This window comes from Georgenia halophila, from assembly GCF_039541595.1.
On record NZ_BAABGN010000007.1, the window covers coordinates 53,299 to 70,229 of the forward strand.

13 protein-coding genes are annotated in these 16,931 nt (G+C 71.6%); 7 read left to right on the forward strand and 6 right to left on the reverse strand.

The window, feature by feature from the left end:
- Positions 1-32 precede the first annotated feature (32 nt).
- The 6 genes from ABD907_RS08325 to ABD907_RS08350 all read left to right on the forward strand — a co-directional run bounded on the left by ABD907_RS08325 (position 33) and on the right by ABD907_RS08350 (position 9,338).
- A complete protein-coding gene (locus ABD907_RS08325) occupies positions 33-1,106 on the forward strand; it encodes a LacI family DNA-binding transcriptional regulator (RefSeq protein ID WP_345215781.1) in 1,074 nt (357 codons plus the stop codon).
- Between the two features lie 38 nt (positions 1,107-1,144).
- Positions 1,145-2,530, forward strand: a complete 1,386-nt coding sequence (locus ABD907_RS08330; protein WP_345215782.1) for an ABC transporter substrate-binding protein — start codon at positions 1,145-1,147, stop codon at positions 2,528-2,530.
- Positions 2,531-2,532: 2 nt separating this feature from the next.
- Positions 2,533-3,468, forward strand: coding sequence for a carbohydrate ABC transporter permease (locus ABD907_RS08335; RefSeq protein WP_345215783.1), 936 nt, complete (start codon positions 2,533-2,535; stop codon positions 3,466-3,468).
- Positions 3,465-4,394, forward strand: coding sequence for a carbohydrate ABC transporter permease (locus ABD907_RS08340; RefSeq protein WP_345215784.1), 930 nt, complete (start codon positions 3,465-3,467; stop codon positions 4,392-4,394). Before ABD907_RS08335 ends, ABD907_RS08340 begins: the two co-directional genes overlap by 4 nt.
- 65 nt (positions 4,395-4,459) lie before the next feature.
- Positions 4,460-6,562 carry a beta-galactosidase gene (locus ABD907_RS08345; RefSeq protein ID WP_345215785.1) on the forward strand — a complete coding sequence of 701 codons (2,103 nt, stop codon included), beginning with the start codon at positions 4,460-4,462 and terminating at the stop codon, positions 6,560-6,562.
- Positions 6,563-6,968: 406 nt separating this feature from the next.
- Positions 6,969-9,338: a HelD family protein gene (locus ABD907_RS08350; RefSeq protein WP_345215786.1), complete on the forward strand. Its 2,370-nt coding sequence runs from the start codon at positions 6,969-6,971 to the stop codon at positions 9,336-9,338.
- A gap of 5 nt (positions 9,339-9,343) precedes the next feature.
- Here ABD907_RS08350 and hisF read toward each other — a convergent pair whose 3' ends face one another.
- Positions 9,344-10,174: an imidazole glycerol phosphate synthase subunit HisF gene (gene hisF / locus ABD907_RS08355; RefSeq protein ID WP_345215787.1), complete on the reverse strand. Its 831-nt coding sequence runs from the start codon at positions 10,172-10,174 to the stop codon at positions 9,344-9,346.
- A 75-nt stretch (positions 10,175-10,249) separates the two neighbouring features.
- Between hisF and ABD907_RS08360 the strand changes: the two genes are divergently transcribed.
- The gene (locus tag ABD907_RS08360; RefSeq protein WP_345215788.1) at positions 10,250-10,867 is read left to right on the forward strand and encodes a uridine kinase family protein; all 618 of its coding nucleotides are present in this window, start codon (positions 10,250-10,252) and stop codon (positions 10,865-10,867) included.
- Here ABD907_RS08360 and ABD907_RS08365 read toward each other — a convergent pair.
- The 5 genes from ABD907_RS08365 to arc are packed head-to-tail and all read right to left on the reverse strand — an operon-like array spanning position 10,864 to position 16,817.
- Positions 10,864-11,820 (reverse strand): FKBP-type peptidyl-prolyl cis-trans isomerase, encoded by a 957-nt coding sequence (locus tag ABD907_RS08365; protein ID WP_345215789.1) that lies wholly within the window; start codon positions 11,818-11,820, stop codon positions 10,864-10,866. The two genes, ABD907_RS08360 and ABD907_RS08365, sit on opposite strands and share 4 nt — an antisense overlap.
- 54 nt (positions 11,821-11,874) lie before the next feature.
- Positions 11,875-13,260, reverse strand: coding sequence for a Pup--protein ligase (gene pafA / locus ABD907_RS08370; RefSeq protein ID WP_345215790.1), 1,386 nt, complete (start codon positions 13,258-13,260; stop codon positions 11,875-11,877).
- A gap of 13 nt (positions 13,261-13,273) precedes the next feature.
- The gene (locus ABD907_RS08375; protein WP_345215791.1) at positions 13,274-13,465 is read right to left on the reverse strand and encodes a ubiquitin-like protein Pup; all 192 of its coding nucleotides are present in this window, start codon (positions 13,463-13,465) and stop codon (positions 13,274-13,276) included.
- A gap of 27 nt (positions 13,466-13,492) precedes the next feature.
- Complete coding sequence (gene dop, locus ABD907_RS08380) at positions 13,493-15,097, reverse strand: depupylase/deamidase Dop (protein WP_345215792.1); 1,605 nt, start codon at positions 15,095-15,097, stop codon at positions 13,493-13,495.
- Between the two features lie 16 nt (positions 15,098-15,113).
- Positions 15,114-16,817 (reverse strand): proteasome ATPase, encoded by a 1,704-nt coding sequence (gene arc / locus ABD907_RS08385; protein WP_345215793.1) that lies wholly within the window; start codon positions 16,815-16,817, stop codon positions 15,114-15,116.
- Positions 16,818-16,931 lie beyond the last annotated feature (114 nt).

The window sequence follows — 16,931 nt, forward strand, 5'->3', positions numbered from 1 at the left end:
AGCGCTGTCAATCAGGAGGCGGGGACGGGATCGTGCGACCGGAGGCACAGCAGCGACCGGCACGTCCGGTGATGCTCGACGTCGCCCGCCGTGCCGGGGTGTCCCTCAAGACGGTCTCGCGCGTCATCAACGAGGAACCGAACGTCCGGCCGGCCGTGCGTAACCGCGTGCGGGCCGCCATCCGGGCGCTGGGCTACCGGCCCAACTCCGCGGCGCGCACCCTCGCCGCGCGGTCCAGCCACGTGATCGGCGTCGTGGCGCTCGGCAGCGCCCTCTACGGACCCGCCTCGCAGATGTTCGGCGTCGAGCGGGCGGCCTGGCAGGCGGGCTACTCCGTCGTCGTCTCCTCGCTCGGTGAGACGACCACGGAGGAGCTGGTCCGCGCGGTGGGCGAGCTCGTGGACCACGGTGTCGACGGCATCGTCATCGCGGCACCGGTGCACGTGGCGCCCGTGGCCGCCGACGAGCTCCTGCAGGGCATCCCCGCCGTGTCCCTGGACCGGTTCCCGGACGAGATGGGCCTGCCCGCCGTGCTCTCGGACCAGCGGACCGGGTCGCGTGACGCGACAGAGCACCTCCTCCGGCTCGGCCACGAGACGGTGTGGCACGTCGCCGGCCCGTTCTCCTGGCACCCCACCCAGGAACGCATGACCGGCTGGCGGGAGGCTCTCGAGTCCGCCGGCATCCCGGTCCCGGAACCCGTCGAGGGCGACTGGAGCGCCGGGACCGGCTACGCCATCGGTCGCGAGCTCGCCGCGCGACCGGAGGTCACCGCGGTCTTCGCCGCCAACGACCACACCGCGATGGGGCTGATGCGGGCGTTCTTCGACGCCGGCCGCCGCATCCCGGACGACGTGTCGATCGTCGGGTTCGACGACGTTCCCGAGGCCGAGCACCTGCTGATCCCACTCAGCACCGTGCGGCAGGACTTCGAGGCTGCGACCCGGCGCGCCGTCGGGGAGCTCCTCAGCATGCTGCGGGCCGACGGCAGGCCCGCCGTGCCCGACCTGACCTTCGTTCCGGTCGAGCTCAAGATCCGGGCGAGCAGCGGACCGCCCGGCGGAATCCGGACTCAGGCACCGATGACGATGGCCGACCAAGAGTGAACAAGCACCCGCTCACCCACAAGGAAGTAGGTAGTGACATGCGTACCAGACGGATCAGGCAGCACGGACGGACGAGGCAGCGCTCGGCCGCGGTGACGGCCGTGATGGCGGCCGGCGCCCTGGCGCTCACCGCGTGCAGCGGCGACGACGGCGGAGGCGGCGGCGGCGAGCCGCAGACCGAGGAGATCTCCCAGGAGCAGTTCGACGAGGCCATGAGCACCCCGACGGACCTGACCTTCTGGACCTGGGTGCCGGACATCCAGAACGAGGTCGACATGTTCATGGAGGAGTACCCGGAGATCGACGTCGAGGTGGTCAACGTCGGCCAGGGAGCGGATCACTACCAGCAGCTGCGCACTGCGCTGGAGGCCGGCGAGGGCGCCCCGGACGTCGCGCAGATGGAGTACCAGCACATCTCCTCGTTCCGGCTCGGCGAGCACCTGCTGGATCTCGCGCCCTACCTTCCGGACGACATGAGCAGCATGTACCCCGACTGGGTGTGGTCGCAGATCACCGCCGGCGAGGCCGTCTACGGCGTCCCCCAGGACACCGGCCCCATGGGCAACCTCTACCGGACGGACCTCTTCGAGGAGGCCGGCATCGAGGCGCCCGAGACGTGGGCCGAGTTCGCCGACGCCGCACGGACCTACCGGGAGGCGACGCCGGACAGCTTCATCACCAACCTGCCCCCGAACCAGGCCGGCCAGATGATGGGCTTCCTGTGGCAGGCCGGCGCCCGCCCGTTCGGGTACGACGGCGAGGAGACGGTGCGGATCGAGCTCGACTCCCCCGAGGCGATCCAGGTGGTCGAGTACTGGCAGGACCTGGTCCAGAACGACCTGGTCGCCGTCGACCCCGACTTCAACGACCAGTGGTACCAGGCGATCGCGTCCGGCAAGTACGCCAGCTGGCAGACGGCGGCCTGGGGGCCGGTCTTCCTCCAGGGCACCGCGGGGAGCACCTCCGGGTTGTGGCGCGCCACCGAGCTGCCGCAGTGGGAGGCGGGCGAGCACGTCTCGGGCAACTGGGGCGGGTCCACCGACGCCGTCATGGCCAGCTCCCAGAACCCGATCGCGGCGGCGGAGCTCGCGCGGTGGATCAACGTCGAGAAGGCGCCGGCGATGCGCCTCGCCACCGAGCAGTTCCTCTTCCCGCCGTCCAACAAGATCCTCGAGGACCCCGAGTTCCTCGGGCACGAGTCCGAGTTCTACGGCGGCCAGAAGGTCAACGAGCTCTTCGCCGAGATCTCGACGACGGTCCCGACGGACTTCGGCTGGCTGCCGTTCATGGAGTACGCCTACTCGTCCTACAACGAGACCCTCGGCGACACCATCGCGAACCGCGGCGACATGGTGGCCGGCCTGCGCGCCTGGGAGCAGGAGCTCGAGGCCTACGCCGAGAACCAGGGCTTCACGGTGGAGTGACCATGTCGACCACCGCTGCACCAGCCCGCCGCCCGGGAAAGGCGACGGAGCACACCACCGGGCTGCGCCGCCGCGAGGCCCGCGCGGGCTACCTGTTCGTGCTCCCGTTCATGGTCGTGTTCGTCGCCATGCTCGTGATCCCGCTCGCGTACTCGGGCTATCTCTCGTTCTTCCGCGAGCAGCTCATCGGGGGCACCAGCTTCGTCGGGTTCGAGAACTACGTCCGCGCGCTCGGCGACAGCACGTTCGTCTCGGGCGTGCTGCGCATGGCGCAGTTCTTCCTGATCCAGGTGCCGATCATGCTCGGACTGTCCCTGCTTTTCGCCCTGCTGCTGGACAGCGGTCGCCTCCACCTGCAGCGCGTCATCCGTCTCGGGATCTTCATCCCCTACGCCGTCCCGGGCGTCATCGCCGCGCTGATGTGGGGGTACCTCTACGGCCAGGACTTCGGCCCGTTCGCCCAGTTCTTCCGGGCGGTGGGCCTCGAGGCGCCGACGTTCCTCGACGGCGGCTCGATGCTCTACTCGATCATGAACATCGTCACCTGGAGCTTTGTCGGCTACAACATGATCATCCTGTACGCCGCGCTCCGGTCGATCCCGACCGAGCTCTACGAGGCGGCCCGGATCGACGGTGCCGGCGAGATCCGGGTGGCCTGGTCGATCAAGATCCCCGCGATCCGTCCCGCGCTGCTGCTGACGGTCATCTTCTCGATCATCGGCACGTTCCAGCTGTTCAACGAGCCGAGCATCCTGGAGACCATCGCGCCGAACGTCATCGGCAACGGCTACACCCCGAACTTCTACGCGTACAACGTCGCGTTCGTGGCCCAGGAGGTGAACTACGCGGCGGCCATCGCGTTCCTCCTCGGGATCGTGATCATGGCCGTCTCCTACGTGGTCCAGCTGGGCGTGCTGCGGAAGGAGCGTGCCGAATGACCACCGTCGCCGCCGGGGACCGCAGAGTCCCCCGGACCGTCGCCGGCACGCCCGCCCCGCGCCGCCGCAGGCGACGCGGCCCGCACGGCTCGCCGAGCTGGGTCCTCACGATCGCGGCGCTCGCCGCGGTGGCCTACTTCCTGCTGCCGCTGTGGTGGCTGCTCGTCGCGTCCACGAAGTCCAACGCCGACCTGTTCTCCTCCTTCGGGCTGTGGTTCGCCGACATGAACCTGCTGGCGAACCTCCGCGACGTCTTCACGGCGCGGGACGGCATCTACCTGCTGTGGGTGCGCAACACGATCCTCTATGCAGTGGTCTCCGCCGTCGGTGCCGCGGCCCTGGCGACGGCGGCCGGTTACGCCTTCGCCAAGCTCCGCTTCCGTGGCAGCACCGTGCTGTTCGGGGCGGTGCTCGGCGCGATCATGATCCCGCTCACGGCGCTCGCCATCCCCACGTACCTGCTCTTCTCGGAGGTAGGGCTCACCGACACCCCGTGGGGCGTCATCCTACCCTCGCTCGTCAGCCCGTTCGGCGTATATCTCATGCGCGTCTACGCGGCCGGCGCCGTGCCCGACAGCCTGCTGGAGGCCGCCCGCGTGGACGGTGCCAGCGAGGCCCGGATCTTCTTCAGCATCGTGATGCGTCTGCTGGCGCCGGGGTTCGTCACCGTGCTGCTGTTCGCGCTGGTGCAGACCTGGAACAACTACTTCCTGCCGCTGATCATGCTCAACAGCCCGGAGTGGTACCCCCTGACCGTCGGCCTGGCGCAGTGGCAGGCGACGTCGCAGGCCGGCTCCGGCTCGCAGGCGCTGTTCTCGATGGTCATCAGTGGCTCGTTCGTCTCGATCATCCCGCTGGTGGTGGCCTTCCTGTTCCTGCAGCGGTACTGGCAGTCGGGCCTGGCGACGGGCGGCGTCAAGCAGTGACCTCTTCCGAACCCCGGACCCTGCCGACCTCCGGCACCACACGAACCGAAAGGACGTCCTCCGCGATGCCACCACTGCCCAGCCCGGTCCTCTTCGGCGCGGCCTACTACCACGAGTACCAGCCGTCGCCCCGGCTGGGGGAGGACCTCGACCTCATGCAGCGTGCCGGCTTCTCCGTCATCCGGGTCGGCGAGTCCACCTGGTCCACCTGGGAGCCCGACGACGGCGTCTTCGACCTCGAGTGGCTCGTCCCGGTCCTGGACGGGGCGCACGCCCGCGGCATCGCCGTCGTCCTCGGCACCCCGACCTACGCGGTGCCGCCGTGGCTGGCACGCAAGTACCCCGAGATCGCCGCCGAGCGCCGTACCGGGCAGCGCATCGGCTGGGGCGCACGGCAGGAGATGGACTTCACCCACGCCGCGTACCGCTTCCACGCCGAGCGGGTCATCCGCGCCGTCGTCGGCCGGTACCATGACCACCCCGCGGTCATCGGGTTCCAGGTCGACAACGAGCCCGGTTTGCAGCTCTTCCACAACCACGGCGTCTTCCAGGCGTTCGTCGACGATCTGCGCCGCCGGTACGGCGACGTGGAGACGCTCAACCGCGAGTGGGGCCTCGTCTACTGGTCGCATCGCCTGACCACGTGGGCCGACCTGTGGACGCCGGACAACAACGCCCAGCCGCAGTACGACCTGGCCTGGCGCAGCTTCCAGGCGCGGCTGACGACGGAGTTCATCTCCTGGCAGGCCGGCATCGTGCGCGAGATCGCCGGGACCGAGAAGTTCGTGACGACCTGCCTGTCCTACACCCGGCCGGCGCTGGACGACCGGCGGGTCACCGAGACGCTCGACGTCACCGCCGGCAACCCGTACTACGTGATGCAGGACGGCCTGGTCCTGCCGGACGAGCCCGGCGGCGACCAGGGGTGGATGACCGAGGGGACGTGGACCGTCTTCCAGTCGGCGGACCGCATGTACTCCTCGCGACAGGAGCCGTTCTTGGTCACCGAGACCAACGCCGGGCCGATCGGCGGGTCCTCGACGAACCTGCCCGCCTACGACGGCCAGTGGCGCCAGGTCGGCTGGGCCATGGTCGCCCGCGGCGCCCGCATGATCGAGTACTGGCACTGGCACACGCTGCACTACGGCACCGAGACGTACTGGGGCGGGGTCCTCCCCCACGACCAGCGGCCGGGCCGCGTCTACGAGCAGCTCGCCGGCCTCGGGGCCGAGCTGCGCGAGGCGGGCGACATCCTCGAGGGCCTGGTCCCCGACGCGTCGGTCGGGCTGATCTGGTCGCAGGCCTCCATGTGGGGCCTGTCCGGCCAGCCCGCGCTCGCGGACGCCGGCCGGCCGGACAAGGACTCCTACCAGCACGTCGTCGAGGCCTTCTACCGGGGCTCCTTCGACGCCGGCGTGGGCGTGCGGATCCTGCACGACACCCAGCTCGTGGACGAGGCCGCCGACCTGCGGGACCCGGCGGAACTCGCCACCGAGCTGCCCGTGCTGCTCGTGCCGGCCCTGTACGTGGCTTCCGACGAGCTGCTCACGTGGCTGCGGCGCTACGCCGAGGCCGGCGGGCACCTCGTGCTGGGCCCCCGCACCGCGTACGCGGACGAGGAGGCGAGAGCCCGGCTCGAGGTCAAGCCGGCCCTGCTCGCCGATGTCGCCGGCGTCAGCTACCAGGAGTTCAGCAACCTTGCCCGGCCGCTGCCCGTACGCGGCGAGGGCGGCGGGCCGGCCCTGCCCGACGGCTGTCACGGCACCGCGTGGGTCGACGCGCTGCGGGCCGACGGCGCCGAGGTGCTCGCCCGCTACGACCACCCGCACCACGGGCGCTTCCCGGCGGTGACCACCATGCCCGCCGGGGACGGCCGGATCACCGTGGTGGGCACCGTTCCCGACCCCGCCCTGGGCCGGGCCCTGCTGGAGTGGCTGGTACCAGGCGGGGACGACCCGTGGCGCGCGCTCGGGTCCGATTCGGTGACCGTGACCTCGGCGACGACCGCCGGGGGACGTCGGCTGCGGGTGGTGCACAACTGGTCCTGGGACCCGGTGACGCGGACGGTCCCGGTCCCGGTCGCGGACGCGCTGAGCGGTTCCGCCCTCGAGGCGGACGGGACGCTGGAGCTCGGCGCGTGGGACGTCCGCGTCCTGGTCGAGAGGTGAGGCCGCCGTCCCCGAACGCGTCGCGGCAAGCGCCCGAGCGACGCGAGGCCATGGCCGGCGGCTCGCGATTCTACGAGTGCCTCATGGATCCTTCTTCTCGCGGTGAGCCCAGTCCCACCATGACGCCGTAGCACCTATCGAGGAAACGATCGCCAGTACCACCCCCAGCACCCGAGAGGTGGTGTTGTCAGCGACCAGGATCATGCTGACACCACACAGCACAAGGAAAGTAAGGCTGACCGACCTCACCATGACAGCCGTCACCATGTCGCGATCTCCCTTTCGAAGCAGGGGAACAACGTCCGTGACCGCCTCGACAGGACACCACAGATCCTCGGCGCGCGCCCAGGGAATAGACGGCCTCGTCCCCGGCGTTGGGCACTCTCGCCCCGACGAAAGGTGAGCGATGTCGCCGTCCCAGGCCGACCAGGAGATCGAGCGCGAGCAGCACTACGTGGACCGGCTGTACGCCCGGGTCGACGAGCTGCGCACCGAGGTGCAGGAGTCGCTCGACCAGGCGCTGCTCGCACGCGGATCGTCCGAGCGTGACCTGCTCGAGCGCGAGGCCAGCGTCGACCGGCTCACCGAGCGGGCCACCGCCCTGGACCGCGCCGAGCAGGGCCTGTGCTTCGGCCGCCTGGACCTCGAGGACGGCCACGTGCGCTACGTCGGCCGCACGGGCCTGCGCGCCCCGGCTCCCGAGCGCACCCCGCTGCTGCTCGACTGGCGCGCGCCGGGCGCCCGGGCGTTCTACGTCGCCACCCCGGCGAACAACCACGGTGTCGTGCGCCGTCGCCACCTGCGCACCGAGCGCCGCCGCGTCACGGGCGTGGAGGACGAGCTGCTCGACCTCGACGCCTTCGGCGCGGACGGCTCCACGCTCGACGCCGGCACGGAGCTGCAGGGAGAGGGCGCCCTGATGGCCGCCCTCGCGGAACGGCGCACCGGCCGGATGCGGGACATCGTCACCACGCTGCAGGCCGAGCAGGACGACGTGGTGCGGGCGACCTCGGCCGGCGTGCTTGTGGTCCAGGGCGGGCCGGGGACCGGGAAGACCGCGGTCGCCCTGCACCGGGCCGCCTACCTGCTCTACGCCCGGCCGGAGGTGGCCCGCCAGGGCGTGCTCGTCGTCGGGCCGTCCACGACGTTCCTCGACTACATCGAGCAGGTGCTGCCCTCGCTGGGCGAGACCCAGGTGGTGCTCACGACGACCGACGGACTCTTCCCGGGCGTGACGCCCACGGTCACGGAACCCGCGGAGGTCGTCCGCCTCAAGGGCGAGGCCGCCATGGCCGAGGTCCTGGTCCGTGCCGTTCGTGACCGCGAGCGGGCGGTCGACGTCGAGGTGCGCTTCGACGGCGAGGTCCATCGCCTGCCGGCGAAGACCGTCCGGGCGGCCGCCGACGAGGCGAGTCGCGCCGCCCGCACGCACAACGTCGCCCGGCGCACGTTCCGTGAGCTGGTGCTGCGCGCCCTGGCGATGGAGGTCGTCGGTGCCGGCTACCGGCTCCTCCAGGACGTCGAGGAAGGCTTCGAGAACGAGCTGGCGCGGTTCGACACATCCCTGTCCCGTTCCCCCGACGAGATCCCGGCACGCGTCGAGGTGGCCGGCACCGAGGTCGACGGCGTCACCGGCGTGCACGAGCTGCCCCACGTGGAGCGGGAGCTGCTCGCCGACCCGTACGTCACGTCCGCGCTGGAGGACATCTGGCCGCTGCTCACCCCGCAGCAGCTCCTCGAGGACCTCTTCGGCGACCCGGACCGCCTGGCCTCCGCGAGCCGCGGCCTCCTCGACGGGGACGAGCGTGCCCTGCTGCATCGCGAACCCGGCTCCGGCTGGTCGGCGGCGGACGTGCCGCTGCTCGACGAGGCGGCCGAGCTGCTCGGCGTCGACGAGACGGAGTCCCGCCAGCAGCGCGCGGCCCACCGACGCGAGGCCGCCCGGTTCGCCCGGCAGGTGCTCCGCTCGAACGACCTGCTCGCGGAGGAGGCCGACGGAGACGCCGTCGACCCCGCGGCGTTGCTCACCGAGGAGGACCTGGCGGGCCGACACGCGGCTCGCGACCACCGGTCCTTCGCGGAGAAGGCGGCCGCCGACCGCACCTGGACCTACGGCCACGTCGTCGTGGATGAGGCGCAGGAGCTCTCGGCGATGACGTGGCGCGCGCTCTTCCGGCGCTGCCCGGCCGGATCGATGACCGTGGTCGGCGACGTCCACCAGGGCAGCGGACCGAGCGCGGCCACGTCCTGGGAGCTGGCGCTCGCACCGCACACGTCGGCCAGGATCCGCCAGCAGGAGCTCACCGTCGGCTACCGGACTCCGGAGGAGGTCATGGCTGCCGCGACGCCCGTGCTGGCCGCGCTCGACCCTGGTGCGAGCGTGCCGACATCCGTGCGGTCCACCGGGTTGGCACCCCGGCGCGTGACCGCGGCCCCGGACGACCTTGCCGGCGCCGTCGCCGCGACCGTCGCCCGGGACCGGCCCGCCGGCGGGTCGACGGCGGTCGTGGCTCCCGCCGCGCTCGTGCCTGTGCTCCGCGACGCCGTCGCGGACGCGCCCACCGGGACGGACCTGCTCGCGGACGTCGTCGTGCTGAGCCCGGCCGAGGCCAAGGGCCTGGAGTTCGACGCCGTCGTGGTCGCCGAGCCGGCGGGGATCATCGCCGAGCCGCGAGGGCTGGGCCAGCTCTATGTGGCGATGACCCGGACGACCGGCACGCTCACGGTGGTGCACACCGGCGAGATCCCCGACGTCCTGGCCCACCTCGAGCCGTAGTCCAGTCAGCGCACCTCGACGCCGGCGCCGCGCATGTGGTCCTTGACCTGACCGATGCTCAGCGTGGCGAAGTGGAACACGGAGGCCGCCAGCACCGCGTCCGCGCCGTGGCGGGCGGCCTGGGTGAAGTGCTCCGGCGCGCCGGCGCCGCCGGACGCGATGAGGGGGACGCCGACCCGGGCGCGGACGTCGTCGAGCATGGCGAGGTCGAACCCGCCGGTCGTGCCGTCCGCGTCCATGGAATTGAGCAGGATCTCCCCCGCGCCGAGCTCGGCACCGCGGGCCGCCCACTCGACGGCGTCGATGCCGGTGCCCGTCCGGCCGCCGTGGGTGGTGACCTCGTAGCCCGACGGCGTGGTGGTCGACCCTGTATGGATGTGGTCAGCTCCTCGCTCTCCGCTCGTTCCTCGCTCGTGCTCGTCGCCGACCGTGACGCGGCGCGCGTCCACGGACAGCACAAGCACCTGGCGGCCGAACCGCTCCGCGATCTCGGTGATCAGCTCGGGCCGGGCGATGGCGGCCGTGTTGACGCCCACCTTGTCGGCGCCGGCCTTGAGGAGCCGGTCGACGTCGGCCGTCGAGCGCACACCACCGCCGACGGTGAGGGGGACGAAGACTTCCTCCGCCGTGCGGGAGACCACCGCCATCGTGGTCTCGCGGGCCTCCGCCGAGGCCGACACGTCGAGGAAGGTGATCTCGTCGGCGCCGTCGGCGTCGTAGCGACGGGCCAGCTCGACCGGGTCGCCGGCGTCACGCAGGCCCTGGAAGTTAACGCCCTTGACCACGCGCCCGTCGGCGACGTCGAGGCACGGGATGACCCTGACCGCCACGCTCATGCTGCTCCTGCCCTGTTCGTCTCGTCCGCGCCCGCGGGCGCACCACGAGGCTAGTCGCCCGGCTACGGTGCCGGGGTGCCCGTCCATCCCGTGCCCACTCCCGCGACCGGTCCCGGCCACGCGCGCGTGCTGCCGCTGGTGCGGGCGGCCCTGGCCGGGCACGCCGGCACGGGCCCGGTCGTCGTCGGGATCGACGGACGGTCCGGGGCGGGAAAGACGGATCTGGCCGCGGAGCTCGTCACCGCGCTGCGGACCGAGACCGGTCTCGCGGACGACGGCGTCGTGCTGTTCGCGCTGGAGGACGTCTACCGCGGCTGGAACGGGCTCGCCGTCGGGCTCGGCGCCGTCGCCGCCGGTCTGCTGGAGCCGCTCTCCCGGGGCCTGACCGGCCGGTTGCGGCGCTACGACTGGCACGCCGGAGAGGTGGACGGCCTCGTCGAGGTACCGCCGCCGGGCGCACCGCTCCCCCGCGTGCTCGTGCTCGAAGGCTGCGGCGCCGGCTCGGCGATCTGCGCACCGTTCGTCGACGTGCTGGTCTGGCTGGACGCACCGGCAGACGTGCGACGGCGCCGCGCCATGGAACGGGACGAGGGATCGTGGACACAGATGTGGGACGTCTGGGCCGAGCAGGAGAGCGCCCTGCTGACGGCCCGTGACGCGCGGGCCGCGGCCGACCTGATCATCCGGACCTAGTCGGTCGGGGTCTCGCTCGCCTCGTCGCTTTCCTCGGCCGTCGGGGTGTCCGTCTCGGGCGACACGACGGTGTCCGAGCTGCCTCCCGAGGTGGCGAGGATGTCCACGACGAGGACGAGCGTCTCCGTGCCGTGCGCGAGACCGGGCGGGATGACGAGGAGCACCTGGGAGCCCACAGTCTGGTCGACCAGCCCGTCGCGCAGGCCCTTGAAGGTCTCGTCGAGCAGGACGGTCTGGGGAACCTTGCCGCCTTCCCACGTGGAGTCGTAGATCTCCCCCGACTGCCACTCGACGCCCGTGTACTGCAGGATCACCTCTTGGCCCGGCCGGACCTGCGGGCCGCCGCCACGGATCAACGGCTCGACGACGAGCTCGTCGGGCGGCGGGCTGTCGGGCACCTCGATCGAGGGCGCGCCGTCCTCGTCGAGGGTCACGGTGGGCAAGCCGTCGGGCAGGCTGGCCGGATCGACCTCCTGGCCTCTGGCCTGGGTGTACCGCACGTCGACGACGAGGACGAGCATGTGCTCCTCCCCGCCCTCGTCCACCGGCTGCCTGAGCAGCAGGCGGCTGCCCTCCCGGGAGCCGGTCAGGACGTCGAAGAGGTCCTCGCCGACGTCCTCCGGCGTGAGCATGAAGGTGCGCGCGACACCGACCTCGCGGTCCTCGACCAGCTCGCCGCTGTCGCCGTCGTACGCGGTGAGCGAGAGCAGCACGGGCTCGTCGGCGGCCAGCTTGCGACCGTCGCCCTCGACGAGGGTCTCGACGGACGCGTCGGCCAGCGGCAGTGGTGGCTCGAACGTCACGACCGGCACGGAGCCGAAGTCGCCCGAGACCTCGACCTCGTGTTTCTCCTCAGGGTCGGCTTCGTCGGTGCAGGCGACGAGCACGACGACCACGAGGAGTGCCGCCACCGCGGCACGCACCTTGCGTCCGGTCCTGCTCACGAGATTCACGGCGTGCAGCCTACGTCGCCCGGCGCGTGCTGACCTGCACCTGTGGTGCGGCTCTCAGGCCCGCAGCGTGGCGAGGAGGTCGTCGACCCGGGCATCGACCGGGGAGAACGGATCCTTGAGCACGACGGTGCTCTGGGACGCGTCGTTGATCTTCAGGTGCACCCAGTCGACCGTGATGTCACGCCGGCGCTCGTGGGCGGCGGCGACGAAGTCGCCGCGCAGCCGTGCCCGGGTGGTGGCCGGGGGCTCCGTGACGGCGGTCGTGATCTCGTCGTCGTCGGTGATGCGGGCCATGAGGCCACGGGCGGCCAGCGTGGACGCCAGGCCGCGTGCGGGTGAGATGTCGTGGTAGGCGAGCGCGAGGCGGGCCACCCGCGGGTCGTCGAGACCGAGCGTGTGCTTGGCACGGTACCGCTCGACCAGCCGGGCCTTGATCGCCCAGTCCAGCTCGGTCTCCACGCCGGTCGCGTCCTGTTCCCGCAGGGCCGTCAGACCCCGCTCCCACAGGTCGAGGACACGGCGCTGGACAACGCCGAGCTCGCCGCGCCGACCGGTGTCGTCGAGCCAGGTGCTCACGCGATCGAGGAACTCGGTCTGCATGTCCAGGGCGCTCATCCGTCGCCCGTCGACCAGCTCCACCGGGCCGGTGGCGGTCATGTCCCGGGAGGTCTCCCGGATGGCACGCATGGGCTCGGCCATGGCCAGGTCCCGGATCTTCACCCCGTCCTCGAGCATCCCGAGGAGCAGCTCGGTCATCCCGACCTTGAGCATCGTGGTGGTCTCGGCCACCGAGGAGTCCCCGACGATGACGTGCATGCGGCGGTACTTCTCGGCGTCGCCGTGCGGCTCGTCGCGCGTGTTGATGATCGGCCTGGACCGCGTGGTCGCCGAGCTCATCGCGTCCCACATCTGGTCGGCCCGCTGGGAGAACGCGTACGACGCTCCCCCGCCCGCCCGCGGCCGGATGTGGCCGGCGCCGGTCAGGATCTGCCGACTGATGAAGAAGGAGACGAGTGTCTCGCCCACCGACTGGAAGTCCCGGCGGCGGCGCAGCAGGTAGTTCTCGTGGCAGCCGAAGGAGTTGCCGGCCGAGTCGATGTTGTTCTTGAACAGGTGGATGGTGCCGGGCACTCCCTCCTCGGCGAGCAGCTCGTTGGCCTCCTCGGTCATCTCGTCGAGGATCCGTTCACCGGCGCGGTCGTTGACCACCAGCTGGTGGACGTCGTCGCACTCGGCCGTGGCGTACTCGGGGTGGGAACCGACGTCGAGGTACAGGCGTGCGCCGTTGCGCAGGAAGACGTTGGAGGAGCGGCCCCAGGCGACGACCTTGCGGAAGAGGTAGCGGGCGGCGTCGTCGGCCGTGACCCCGGTGGTCGCACCGGGGTGCGGCGCGCAGGTGATGCCGTACTCGGTCTCGACGCCGAAGATTCGACGCCTCACCCGATCCGACCCCTCACTGCCCACCCTTCTGGACGAAACCCTGGACGAAGGTCTCGGCGTTGGACTCCAGCACGGTGTCGATCTCGTCGAGGATGTCGTCGACGTCCTGCGTACGCACCTGCGCGGCCGTGGACACCGCCTCCGGACCTGCGTCGTCGCCCGGGTCATCCCTGCGGGTGGTCCGGCGCTGCTCCTGCTCTGCCATCACTTGCTCCCTTCCTCTGGTCCGATCCTAAGGCGCCGGGGGCTTCCGCAGGTTCTCCAACAGCTCCCGCGCCGTGCCGGACTTCTCCAGCAGCGCGCCGACGTGGTCGCGGCTGCCCCGCAACGGGTCCTTCATGGGGATCCGGACGAGGTGGTCGTTGCCCGGCACGTCCAGCACGACGGACTGCCACCCGGCAGCGGCGACCTCTCCCGGGTAGCGCGCCACGACCTGACCACGGAACCAGGCCCTGGTGTCCGTCGGCGGCGCGTGCTCGGCGGCGGCGACGTCGGCGTCCGTGACGAGGCGCTCGACCCGCCCGCCGGCGGCCAGCCGCCCGACGACGGAGCGCTCGGGCCGCAGGTCCGACCACTGCAGGTCGAGCGCCTGGAGACGTGGATGGTCCCACGGCAGGCCGTCGCGTCGCCGCATCCCCTCGAGGATCTGCTGCTTGGCGACCCACTCGACCTCCGCGGCCGCACCGGCCGGGTCGGTGGCGAGCCGGTCGAGGACGCCGCCCCACCGCTCGAGCACATCGGCCGTGGCGGTGTCCACGCCGGCGGCGGGCGCGGCCTGACGGACGGCCGCGGCGACGACGGCGAGGTACTCGCGCTGGATCTCCAGGGCCGTCAGCTCGCGACCGTCGGCGAGGGCCAGCCGGTGCGTGAGGGTGGTGTCGTGGCTGACCGCCCAGGTCTCCGGCACGGGGTCGGCGAGCATCAGCGCGTCGAGCTCGAGCGGGACGGCGTGCTGCTCGAGCAGCCACAGCACGAGGGACGTGGTGCCGACCTTGAGGTAGCTGGAGACGTCGAAGAGGTTCGCGTCGCCGCCGATGACGTGCAGCCGCCGGTGGCGCTCCGCGTCGCTGTGCGGCTCGTCGCGCGTGTTGATGATGGGCCGGTTGAAGGTGGTCTCGAGGCCGACGTCGTTCTCGACGTAGTCGGCCCGCTGGGAGATCTGGAAGCCAGGCGTCTCGCTGCGCTGTCCGATGCCGACCCGGCCGGCGCCGCAGAAGATCGGCCGGGTGACGAAGAACGGCGTGAGGTACCGGACGACGTCGGAGAAGCTCACGGCCCGGTCGAGCAGGTAGTTCTCGTGGGTGCCGTACGCCGCGCCCTTGCCGTCGACGTTGTTCTTGTAGACGACGACGTCGGGCAGCGCCGTCGTCGCGGCCAGGGAGTCCATGGCGGCCCGCATGATGAGCTCGCCGGCGCGGTCCCAGCGGACGGCGTCGAGCGGGTTCGTCACCTCGGGGCTGGAGTACTCGGGGTGCGCATGGTCGACGTAGAGACGCGAGCCGTTGGTCAGGACGGCGTTGTGCGCCGTGGGCAGCGCGGCCTCCGCGGGCGTGGGCCGTCGTAGGTAGGTGGTTCCGTGCGAGAGCGGACCGCCGGGAGCGTCGGTCAGCTGTGAGGCGTCGGCACCGGCGCGGTCCATGCGGAAGCCGCGCGCGTCGGCCAACGGGTCCTCACCGGCGTAGTCCCAGGTCACGTGCCCGCCGCGGCCGGCGCTGCCGGGCTGCGAGGCGTAGGCCGCCACGACGTGGTTGGACAGGAGGACCGGGTTGGCCCTCGGGTTGCCGGGCTCGAGGAGGCCGTACTCGGTCTCGATGCCCATCGGGCGGTGCACGCTCATCGACGTCCTCTTCGCCCTAGAGGTATCCGGGCACGGGCGTGATGGTCTCCACGCTGTCGGGGCCCGACTCCCCGATGGCGACGTGTCCGGCGCTCGTCGAGGGCCCCGCGCCGCGGCCTCCCAGGGTGCGCAGGTAGGTGATGCGCTCGCCCTTCTTGCCGGACACGCGTGCCCAGTCGTCCGGGTTGGTGGTGTTCGGCAGGTCCTCGTTCTCTCGCATCTCGGCCCCGAGCGCGCCGAGGAGGTGCTCGGTGCGCAGCCCGCGGCCACCGTCCGCGAGCAGGTCCTTGATGGCACGCTTCTTCGCCCGGTCCACGATGTTGGCGATCATGGCGCCGGAGGCGAAGTCGCGCATGTGCATGACCTCCTTGTCCCCGTTCGCGTAGGTGACCTCCAGGAACTCGGTCTCCGGGCCGGTGGCGTACAGCGCCTCCACGACGGTGTCGATCAACGCCGAGACGGTGCGCGCCGGGTCACCGTCGTGGCGGGCCAGCTCGTCGGCGTGCAGCGGCAGGTCGGCGGTGAGGTACTTCTCGAAGATCTCCCGGGCTCCCTCGGCGTCGGGCCGCTCGATCTTGATCTTCACGTCGAGGCGACCGGGGCGCAGGATCGCCGGGTCGATCATGTCCTCGCGGTTCGAGGCACCGATGACGATGACGTTCTCGAGCTTCTCCACGCCGTCGATCTCGCTGAGCAGCTGCGGGACCACGGTGGTCTCGACGTCGGAGGAGACACCGGTTCCCCGGGTGCGGAACAGAGCCTCCATCTCGTCGAAGAAGATGACGACCGGGATGCCGCGGGCGGCCTTCTCCCGGGCGCGGGCGAAGATGACCCGGACCTGCCGCTCGGTCTCGCCGACGTACTTGTTGAGCAGCTCGGGCCCCTTGATGTTGAGGAAGTAGCTGCGGGCCGCGGGCGCATGACCGGTGGCCTCCGTGGGCTCGGCGGACTGGCGCCGGCTCTGGGCGGTGACCGCCAGCGAGGTGGCGACGGCCTTGGCCACGAGGGTCTTGCCGCAGCCGGGCGGCCCGTACAGCAGGACTCCCTTCGGCGGCTTCAGCCCGTGCTCGCGGTAGAGCTCGGGGTGCAGGAACGGCAGCTCGACGGTGTCGCGGATCTGCTCGATCTGCGGACCGAGACCGCCGATGTCGGCGTAGTCCGTGTCCGGGACCTCTTCCAGCAGCAGCTCCTCGACCTCCGAGCGCACCACTCGTTCCAGGACGAACCCGGTGCGCATGTCGGCGGTCAGGGCGTCACCCACGCGGACCCCCGAGGTCAGCAGCGGGCCGGCGAGCCGCATCACTCGCTCGTCGTCGGTGCGCGCGTGGACGAGCACGCGGTCGCCGTCGAGCAGCTCCTTGGCCGTGACGATCTCGCCGGTGGTCTCGAAGGCGCCGGCGGCGATCACCAGGAGCTGCTCGTTGAGGCGGACCTCCTGCCCGGGGCGCAGGGCGCCGAGGGGCACGGCGGCGGAGACGGAGAGCCGCATCTTGCGCCCGCCGACGACCACGTCGGCCTCGCGCTCATCGGGGTAGGAGGCGAGGAACGTGCCGTAGGAGCCCGGCGGCTTGGTGACCGCGTCGAGCTGTTCCTGCATCTCGATGAGGCGTTGCCGGGCGGCGTCGAGCGCCTGGGCGAGCCGGTCGTTCTTGCTGGCGAGCGAGATCGCCCGCTGCTCGAGCTCGCGTTCGCGTGCGTTGTCGCCGTCGGCCTCTGCCATGGCGGTCCTTCCTCCCGGTGTCCTCACCAGGGTAGGACCGGCCGACGAGGTGGCGCCGCGCTGTCCGCCGTACGAGGCGCCGTCCGCCGTACGAGGGCGGTCGATCAGTGTTGA